Raw genomic sequence first — 9,421 nt, 5'->3', positions numbered from 1 at the left:
TCAAGATTAAATTCCAAAAACCCTCATCGCTTACGCGTTGAGGGTTTTTGTTTTTATGGTGTTTAAGAATCCGCTTCGCGACATTGGAAGACCGCAGGTCCTCCAGAATGCACGCATAAAAAAACCACCTTCGAGGTGGTTTTTTATTTACCGAGATCGTCAGTCCCCGCGGTATTCACATCCACTGGTGCAGGTTTCGTGAATCCGGATAGCCGATAGCTCAGGCAGCAATGGCTTCAACTCATTCCAGATCCATTTCGCCAGGTTTTCGCTGGTTGGATTCTCAAGACCTGGGATGTCATTCAGGTAGTTATGATCAAGACGCTCGTACAGCGGTTTGAAAATAGCTTTGATTTCCGAGAAGTCCCGGATCCAGCCTGTATGAGGATCGACCTTGCCAGCCAGATGAATGCCGACACGAAACGAATGCCCGTGCAGACGTCCACACTTATGCCCCGCCGGAACGTGGGGGAGAAGATGTGCTGACTCGAATGTAAATTCTTTGAAGATTTCCACTGTGTATTGGCCCCGAAAAAATGGCGATCGCTGACGCGATAAATGCAGGCGTCGAGTCTAACAGCAAAGACCTGAAACGCCATGCAGGGCCTGGACCTAATGACCTTTTTGGCATGTTTTTGATGGCACTCGGCCAGACCGATTCAGCTTGAGTTAAGTTGCACCCGTTAAGGTAAACACCATAGAAGCATCGACCGCTATGGACCCTCCTAACAATGAAAACGCTGACAACCCTGCTTGCGGCCCTGACCATGGTCACGGCTACCTGTGTGACCCAGGCGCGTGGCATCGATCCGCAGGAGGTGTTGCGTCTCAGTGATGCAGGCACGCTGCAGACTAGTGAAAGGCTTGACGCCAAAGCACTGAGCAAGCACCCCGGCGCGAGCATCATCGGTACACAACTCAAGAACATATACGGCAGGTACGTTTACAATGTCGAGCTGCGTGATGCGCAGGATATTGAGTGGGTTCTCGAATTAGACGCCGCCACAGGCCAGGTCTACAGGAATCATCAGGATAACTAATGAAGGTCGACAAGCGTCTCTGTGCCATCCTTGGTCTGAGTCTGGGCTGCTCTTTTGCGTACGCCAGAGACTTGAATCAGGATGAAGCGCTCAGTTTGCGGCAGCGCGGGGTCATTCTTCCGCTCGAGCAGTTCATCGAGCGCGCGTTGAGGCTTCATCCGGGTGCCCGCTTGCTGGAAGCCGAGCTTGAAGAGAAAAACAACATGTACGTTTACGAGTTTGAATTGTTGACCCCGCAAGGCGTGGTCCGCGAGCTTAAATTCGATGCGAGCAGCAGCAAACTGCTGAAAGACGAGGATGATTGATGCGCCTGTTACTGGTTGAAGACCATGTTCCCCTGGCGGATGAACTGCTGGCTGCGCTGGGACGACAAGGCTATGCGGTCGACTGGCTGGCTGATGGGCGTGATGCTGTCTATCAGGGCGCAAGCGAACCCTACGACCTTATTGTGCTCGACCTGGGCCTGCCAGGCATGCCGGGGCTCGAAGTTCTGCAGCAGTGGCGCGGTAAGGGTCTGGCGACACCGGTGCTGATTTTGACGGCGAGGGGCTCTTGGGCGGAGCGTATCGAAGGACTGAAAGCCGGTGCCGATGACTACCTGACCAAACCTTTCCACCCTGAAGAGCTGCAATTGCGCATTCAGGCGCTGCTGCGCCGTTCGCATGGCATGGCCAACCAGCCTACGCTGGAGTCTGCCGGACTCAATCTGGACGAAGGGCGCCAGTGCGTCAGTCGCGATGGTACCGACATCCAGCTCACGTCTGCCGAGTTTCGTCTGCTGCGCTACTTCATGCTCCACCCTGGGCAGATCCTCTCCAAAAGCCATCTGTCCGAGCATTTGTACGACGGTGAAAACGAGCGTGACTCCAACGTCATCGAGGTTCACGTCAATCACCTGCGGCGCAAGCTGGGGCGTGCGGTGATCGAGACGCGCCGTGGCCAAGGTTATCTTTACGGTGGAGCCGGGGGTTGAAGTCCATACAAAGGCGGTTGAGCCTGGGCCTGATCGCGGTCATGGTGGTTGTCGGTCTGGTCATGGCGCAGACCAGTCTGTGGCTATTCGAGATGGGTTTGCAGCGCTACCTTGAGTCAGGTTTGCGCAATGAAAGCGAAAACCTGCTGGTCGCCCTGGTGCGGGGCCCTGCCGGGCTGCAGCTGGATGACCATCGCTTGTCGGGTGCTTATCAGCGCCCGCTGTCCGGCCACTATTTTCGGATGGACTTGCCACAGGGCCACTGGCGCTCCCGTTCGCTGTGGGATTTTGAGCTGCCTCAGCCCGGTGTGGGGTTGCATGCCAACCTTGAGCTCGGCAAGACCGGGCAGTCGCTGTTGATGCTGACCAGCGAGTACCGCAAGTTCGGCAAGCAGATTTCAATCACCGTCGCGCAGGATTACACGCCGGTCCGGGCAAGCTTTCGCCTTATGCAACAGATTGGCCTGGGGCTCGGGCTTGCCGCGTTGATTCTGGTGCTGGTCCTGCAGCGCATCACGGTGCGCAGGGCGCTTCGGCCTCTGGAAACCGTTCGCGAGCAGATTTTCCAGCTCCAGCAGGGCCAGCGTTCGCAACTGGATAATCAGGTACCGCTCGAGCTTGAGCCGCTGGTTGCCCAGATCAACCACTTGCTTGCGCACACCGAAGACAGCCTCAAGCGGTCACGTAATGCACTGGGTAATCTCGGGCACGCCCTGAAGACGCCACTTGCTGTCTTGCTCAGTCTCGCTCTCAGCGGGCAACTGGACGCCAACCCCGCGTTGCGCAAAACCTTGCAGGACCAGCTGGAAAACATTCGTCTGCGTCTGGAGAGAGAGCTCAATCGTGCTCGTCTTTCCGGCGATGCGTTACCCGGTGCCCGTTTTGACTGTGATACCGAACTGCCAGGGCTCTTCTCGACGCTGGGCATGATTCACGGTGCCCATCTCCAGTTGATCAATGATGTCGAGCCCGGTATGTACTTGCCCTGGGACCGTGAAGACATTCTTGAGCTGCTGGGCAACCTGCTGGACAACGCTTGCAAGTGGGCCGATAGCGAGGTGCGTTTGAATATCCTGCGCCAGGAGCAGGGGTTCTGCCTGTTGATTGACGACGACGGCCCCGGTATTCCTGAATCACAACGAGCAGAGGTCTTCAGCCGTGGCGCTCGTCTTGACGAGCAGATCACTGGCCACGGACTCGGTCTGGGGATCGTGCGCGACATCGTTGAGGCCTGGGGTGGTCAACTGCAATTGCTGGAAAGTCCCGTCAGTGGGCTTCGTGTGCGTATTGACCTGCCGGAACGTACCGCTCCTTAAGGTATTCTTTCTGTAATTATCGGAGCTTTCATACAAAAAAGCAGGAAAGGTCTTAATGTCAGGCTGACGGTGCCGATAGCCTGACAGGCACCGCTGACTTATAAAAATAACCACAAGGCCAATCCTATGCGTCTGAGTCTGAAAGCCAAGGTTTTGTCACTGGCAGTCCTGCCGGTTCTGGTGTTTGCGCTGGTGATCAGCGCCACGACGGTATTCATGTTGCACAAGCAGACCGAGCGTGAGGTCAGCGATACACGAGAGCGGCTGCTGTCCGAGGCCAAGGCAACTCTGCAGAACTACGTCGCAATTGCCATGACCGCTATCAAGCCACTCTACGATGCAGCAGCGCCCGGCGATGAAGCGGCGCGTGCCAACGCCATCAAGCTGCTCTCTGCTGTCAGTTACGGCAAGGACGGTTACCTCTTCGGCTACGACTCACAGGTCGTGCGCATCTTTCGAAGCACCAGTCCTGATGGCCTGGGTAAAAGCTTCGTCGATGCTCGGGATGCGAACGGGGTTTATATCAACCGTGAGTTGGTCGCAGTCGGTAAGGCCGGCACTCACTACGTGATGTATTCCTCGGCTTTGCCGGGCAAGACCGAACCTGTGCCCAAGATCGGTTACACCGATTACCTGCCTAAATGGGACCTGGTCATCGGTTCTGCCGTCAATCTCGACGGCATTGATGCTCAGGTTGCCGCAGTCAGGCAGAACGTTGAAGCACGCCTGCAAGAGATGCTCTACAGCATTCTGGGGATCACCGCGCTGGTGCTGGTCGTCATTGGCATCATAGGGATGTTGCTGACCGGTACTTTGCTACGGCCGCTCGGTTTGATGAAAAACAATCTGGATGACATCGCCGCAGGTGAGGGTGACCTCACCCGACGTCTGGCCATTAGCAGTAACGACGAGTTGGGCGATCTGGCCGGTTCGTTCAACCGCTTCGTCGACAAGATTCATGGCATGGTGCGCCAGATAACCGAGATGACCGGGCAACTAAACGGTCTGGTGGGTGAGGTCTCGGCGCAGGCGCAACGCTCGGAAACCGCCATGGACCGCCAGCGCCACGAAACCGATCAGGTGGCGACCGCGATCAACGAGATGTCGGCTGCTGCCCAGGAAGTTGCCAAGAGCGCTCAAGGCGCTTCGGTAGCCGCTCAACAGACCGATGAGCAGGGACGTGCCGCCAAGCGCGTGGTCGATGGCAGCATCAAGCAGATCCATGCGCTGGTGGACGATATTCGCAAAAGCGGCTCGTCACTTGATGTGCTGCAAAAAGACGTTTCTTCTATCGTCAGCGTACTGGGCGTCATTCGCTCGATTGCCGAACAGACCAATCTGCTTGCACTCAACGCGGCCATTGAGGCCGCCAGGGCGGGCGAAGCCGGTCGCGGGTTTGCCGTGGTTGCCGATGAGGTGAGGGCGCTGGCCAGCCGGACCCAGCAGAGCACCCAGGAAATCCAGGGCATGATCGATCGCTTGCAACAGGGCACTCAGGAAGCGGTCAGCGCAATGCGCCGTTCCAGCGAAGCGGGTGACGGCACCTCCGCGCAAGCCAACGAGGCGGGCACTTCGCTGGGGACCATTGGCGAGTTGATCGCGACGATCAATGCCATGAACGCCCAGATTGCCAGCGCAGCCGAAGAGCAGACTGCGGTAGCCGAAGAAATCAATCGCAGCGTTCATCAGATCGCCGGCGCAGTCGAAAGTGTGGCCGATGAAACCCGGCAGAGCGCGCAGACCTCGCGCAGTCTTGCCGAACTGGGCTCGCGCCTTGACCGGCTGGTCGGACAGTTCCGCGTTTGACGCGGTTTTGACTGGGGCGCAAAGCATTTCTGCCCCTTTTTTGCAGATGCCGTCACATTGCCTTCATCGGATGGCACTCGCACGTTGATGTGCTGACTAAGCTCTAGACCGGGCGCGATGCGCGGTCTACTGACATGGACAGGACATGAACGAAACCACGTTGCAATACAAAACCCTCATTCTGCTTTTAGTGCTGGTGAGCATCGCCTTCATATGGATTCTGTTGCCGTTTTACGGCGCAGTGTTCTGGGCAGTCATCCTTGGAATCATCTTTGCGCCGGTGCAGCGCAGGTTGCAGATCAAGTTCAACTGGCCACGCAATCTCACCTCGCTGTGCACCCTGACGATCTGTCTGGTCATCGCGATTCTGCCGGTGATCGTCATCAGTGCGTTACTGGTCCAGGAAGGCACCACGCTGTACAAGAACGTCGAAACCGGGCAACTGGACATCGCTGGTTATCTGGCCGAGTTCAAGAACCTGTTGCCACACTCCATTCAGGCGTTGCTTGACCGCTTGGGCATGGGTGACCTTGAAGGTCTGCGCGACAAGATCACCAAAGGGGCCATGCAGGGCAGCCAGTACCTGGCAACTCAAGCGTTCAGCTTCGGGCAGGGTACGTTCGATTTCGTGGTGAGCGTGTTCATCATGCTGTACCTGCTGTACTTCTTCCTGCGCGATGGGCAGGAGCTGGTGCGCAAGATCCGTACTGCTTTCCCGTTGGGCGAGCAGCAGAAGCGTCGTCTTCAGCTCAAGTTCACCCGAGTGGTGCGGGCCACCGTCAAAGGCAACGTAGTGGTTGCCGTGACGCAAGGTGCGCTGGGCGGCTTCATCTTCTGGGCGCTGGATATTCCAAGTGCCTTGCTCTGGGCGGTGATCATGGCTTTCCTGTCCCTGTTGCCGGCAGTCGGTGCAGGGATTGTCTGGGCGCCGGTGGCTCTTTACTTCCTGCTCAGCGGCATGATCTGGCAGGGCGTGGTACTGGGATTGTTCGGGGTGTTCGTGATCGGCCTGGTGGATAACGTGCTGCGTCCGATTCTGGTCGGCAAGGACACCAAGATGCCGGACTATCTGATCCTCATTTCCACCTTGGGCGGCATGTCGGTCTTTGGCCTGAACGGCTTTGTGATCGGCCCTCTGATCGCTGCACTGTTCATTTCCAGTTGGGGATTGTTCAGCGGCGCCAAGAAACCGGTGAAGCTGCCGGGCTAGTTTTCCAGAGGCAAAAAAAACCCTGCTCAATGGCAGGGTTTTTTGTTTCTGGATGATCAGCCTGCTGCGTGCAGACCGGCATTGACCACCAGATCGAGCAGCGGTTGTGGATACACACCCAGTACGAAGGTGAGGATCGCGACCGCCAGCAGCATGACGCCGCCAGTGCGCTGTGCCCAGTTGATCGCTGCGTCGTGACGCGGCAACTTGTTGTCGACCAGGTACATGGTGACCATGACGCGCAGGTAGTAGAAGACGCCAATGGCGCTGCCGATCACCAGGGCTCCGATCAGCCACCACAGTTGTGATTCAACGCCGGTGGCAATGATGTAGAACTTGCCGATGAAGCCTGCAGTGAGCGGAATACCGGCCAGCGACAGCATCATCAGGGTCATGACTGCGGTCAGGTACGGACGACGCCAGAACAGCCCGCGGTATTCGAACATCGCATCGGCATCACGTCCGCTGTAAGGCGAAGACATCATGGTAATCACGCCGAAGCTGCCCAGCGAGGTCAGCACGTAGGTCGCCAGATAGACGCCAATCGCCTCGACTGCCATGCCTTTGCTGGCCACCAGCGCAATCATCAGGTAACCGAAGTGTGCAATGGACGAATAACCCAGCAGACGCTTGAGGTTGGTCTGGGTCAGCGCCAGCAGGTTGCCGACCAGAATCGATGCCACGGCAATCACCGCCAGCACGTCGTGCAATACACCACTGCTGGCCGCCGGAGAAATCTGGAACAGACGCACCAGTACAGCAAACACGGCCACCTTGCTCGCAGTGGCCAGGAACGCTGCGACCGGAGCAGGGGCGCCTTCGTAGACGTCTGGCGTCCACAGGTGGAACGGCACCAGCGACAATTTGAAGGCGAGGCCGACAACCATCATGCCCAGACCGACCGTGGCGATCGGGCTTGGCATGCCGGTAGCAGCGATGGCCTTGCCGATGCCCTCAAAGCTCAGAGAACCTGCTTCTGCGTACAACAACGCCATGCCGAACAGCAGAAATGCCGAGCCAGCGGCCGACAGCACCATGTATTTGATGCCGCCTTCCAGAGAGCGCTTGTTGAAGAAAGCATAAGCCACCAGCCCGTAGACCGGCACCGACAGCAACTCCAGGCCAATGAACAGGCCAGCCAGATGCTGAGCGCTGACCAGCACCAGACCGCCGGCGGCGGCCAGCAGGATCAGCAGATAAAGCTCTTCGCGGTTGCCCGGATAGCCAACCTTGCCATCACCCAGGTAGGCGTGCGCCATGGTCACGCAGGCCAGCGTCGAGGCCAGAATGATCGCCATGTACAGGCAGGCAAAGTTGTCGATGTGCAGCAGCGGTGTCACCACCAGCGGTGCAACTTTGAGGGCCGGGTAAATCGACAGAAGAGCCAGGTTGAGGCCTGCTACTGAAAGCAGGAACGTTTGCGAGTGATTGCGGCGCCATGCAATCGCCAGCATCACCACAACAACGGTGAGGCTGGTAATCAGCAGTGGCGCAAGCGCAATAAAGTGTTGAATCGTCAGGTCCATAGCGCTCTTACCGGGCCGAAGCGAGTTGAGTGAAGGCAGTGCCTAGCCATTGCTGCACGCCGTGCATGGTCGCTGCCGAAGTGTCGAGGAACGGCTGCGGGAAAACCCCCAACACGACCAGCAACACGGCAAGGCCCAGCACCATGATCATTTCCCGTCCGTCCATGCCTTTCAGAACTTCGTCGGACTTTGCCGGGCCGAAGTAGGCGCGGTGGATCATGATCAGCGAGTAGACAGAACCGAACACCAGACCGGAGGTGGCAATCGCCGTGATCCAGGGCGCGCTGGCGAAGCTGCCCAGCAGAATCAGGAACTCGCCGACGAAGTTGCCGGTGCCCGGCAGACCCAGAGAGGCGGCTGCAAAGAACAGGCTGATGGCCGGGATGTAGGCAATGCGTGACCACAGGCCGCCCATTTCGCGCATGTCACGGGTATGCAGGCGCTCGTAGAGCTGGCCGCTGAGGATGAACAGTGCGGCGGCCGACAGACCGTGAGCAATCATCTGGATCAGCACGCCTTGCAGCGCTTGCTGGCTGCCGGAGTAGATACCGATCAGTACAAAGCCCATGTGCGACACGCTGGAGAACGCAATCAGACGCTTTATATCGGTCTGCGCGAAAGCCAGGAATGCACCATAGAAGATACCGACCAGACCCAATGCCATCGCAATTGGCGCAAACTCGGCCGACGCGTTCGGGAACAACGGCAACGCGAAACGCAGCAGGCCGTAGGCAGCGGTCTTCAGCAGAATACCCGCAAGGTCAACGGAGCCGGCAGTAGGTGCCTGAGCATGCGCATCCGGCAGCCAGGAGTGCAGCGGTACGACCGGCAGTTTGACCGCGAAGGCAATGAAGAAGCCCAGCATCAGGATGTATTCAGTACCAGGCGCCAGTTTGGTCTTCAGCAGGTCGGCGTAGGCAAAGGTGATCACGCCGGTCTGATTAAAGTGCACCAGTACCAGACCCAGAATCGCCACCAGCATGATCAGGCCGCTGGCCTGAGTGAAGATGAAGAACTTGGTCGCCGCGTAGATACGTGTCTTTTTGCCGTCCGAGGAGCTATGACCCCAGAGCGCGATGAGGAAATACATCGGCACCAGCATCATTTCCCAGAAGAAGAAGAACATGAACAGGTCGATGGCCAGGAACACGCCAACGACGCCACCCAGAATCCACATCAGGTTAAGGTGGAAGAAACCCACCTTGCGCTGGATTTCCTTCCACGAACACAGCACCGACAACACGCCGAGCAGGCCGGTCAGCAGGACCATCAACAGCGACAGGCCATCGAGTGCCAGATGCACGTCGATACCGAAGCGGGTGATCCATGGGTGGTGAAATTCCAGCGCCCAGGTCGGATCGGCACCAGGCACCGGCGCGTAACCGAAATTACCGGTAGCCCACAGCCACAGGCCGAGGGCCAGTTCAAGGGTCATTGTCAGCAGCGCGATCCAGCGTGGCAGGGTAGAGCCGAAGCGCTCACCCAGCCAGCACAGCAGGCCGCCGATAAAGGGGATCAGGATTAGCCAAGGCAGAATCATGACGGGCTCA

General features: G+C 57.9%; 9 protein-coding genes. 6 read left to right on the top strand and 3 right to left on the bottom strand.

The window, feature by feature from the left end; all coding sequences use genetic code 11:
- Positions 1–159 precede the first annotated feature (159 nt).
- Positions 160–516 (bottom strand): 6-carboxytetrahydropterin synthase QueD, encoded by a 357-nt coding sequence (queD, locus tag QRN38_RS17150; RefSeq protein ID WP_005760695.1) that lies wholly within the window; start codon positions 514–516, stop codon positions 160–162.
- A gap of 215 nt (positions 517–731) precedes the next feature.
- On the opposite strand from queD, the gene QRN38_RS17145 reads away from it, so the two are divergent.
- The 6 genes from QRN38_RS17145 (at position 732) to QRN38_RS17120 (ending at position 6,345) form a co-directional block, all read left to right on the top strand.
- A complete protein-coding gene (locus QRN38_RS17145) occupies positions 732–1,040 on the top strand; it encodes a PepSY domain-containing protein (protein ID WP_010206756.1) in 309 nt (102 codons plus the stop codon).
- On the top strand, positions 1,040–1,345 hold the full coding sequence (locus QRN38_RS17140; RefSeq protein ID WP_005767446.1) for a PepSY domain-containing protein: 306 nt from the start codon (positions 1,040–1,042) through the stop codon (positions 1,343–1,345). Before QRN38_RS17145 ends, QRN38_RS17140 begins: the two co-directional genes overlap by 1 nt.
- Positions 1,345–2,013, top strand: coding sequence for a response regulator transcription factor (locus tag QRN38_RS17135; RefSeq protein ID WP_007246025.1), 669 nt, complete (start codon positions 1,345–1,347; stop codon positions 2,011–2,013). Before QRN38_RS17140 ends, QRN38_RS17135 begins: the two co-directional genes overlap by 1 nt.
- Positions 2,010–3,329 carry an ATP-binding protein gene (locus tag QRN38_RS17130; RefSeq protein ID WP_005767443.1) on the top strand — a complete coding sequence of 440 codons (1,320 nt, stop codon included), beginning with the start codon at positions 2,010–2,012 and terminating at the stop codon, positions 3,327–3,329. The genes QRN38_RS17135 and QRN38_RS17130 overlap by 4 nt, the downstream gene beginning before the upstream one ends.
- A gap of 126 nt (positions 3,330–3,455) precedes the next feature.
- Positions 3,456–5,135, top strand: a complete 1,680-nt coding sequence (ctpM, locus tag QRN38_RS17125) for a methyl-accepting chemotaxis protein CtpM (RefSeq protein WP_057419082.1) — start codon at positions 3,456–3,458, stop codon at positions 5,133–5,135.
- 145 nt (positions 5,136–5,280) lie between these two features.
- Positions 5,281–6,345, top strand: a complete 1,065-nt coding sequence (locus tag QRN38_RS17120; protein ID WP_003380104.1) for an AI-2E family transporter — start codon at positions 5,281–5,283, stop codon at positions 6,343–6,345.
- A 56-nt stretch (positions 6,346–6,401) separates the two neighbouring features.
- On the opposite strand, the gene nuoN is transcribed toward QRN38_RS17120, so the two are convergent.
- Together nuoN and nuoM are read right to left on the bottom strand one after the other, a co-directional pair.
- Positions 6,402–7,871, bottom strand: a complete 1,470-nt coding sequence (gene nuoN / locus QRN38_RS17115) for an NADH-quinone oxidoreductase subunit NuoN (RefSeq protein ID WP_003380105.1) — start codon at positions 7,869–7,871, stop codon at positions 6,402–6,404.
- 7 nt (positions 7,872–7,878) lie between these two features.
- Positions 7,879–9,411 carry an NADH-quinone oxidoreductase subunit M gene (nuoM, locus tag QRN38_RS17110; protein WP_057419081.1) on the bottom strand — a complete coding sequence of 511 codons (1,533 nt, stop codon included), beginning with the start codon at positions 9,409–9,411 and terminating at the stop codon, positions 7,879–7,881.
- Between the last annotated feature and the right edge of the window lie 10 nt (positions 9,412–9,421).

This window comes from Pseudomonas sp. CFBP2511 (assembly GCF_030209255.1).
Classification (GTDB): Bacteria; Pseudomonadota; Gammaproteobacteria; order Pseudomonadales; family Pseudomonadaceae; genus Aquipseudomonas; species Aquipseudomonas avellanae.
Note: the sequence above shows the minus strand (reverse complement) of the source record. Positions and strands in the feature narration are given on the sequence as shown.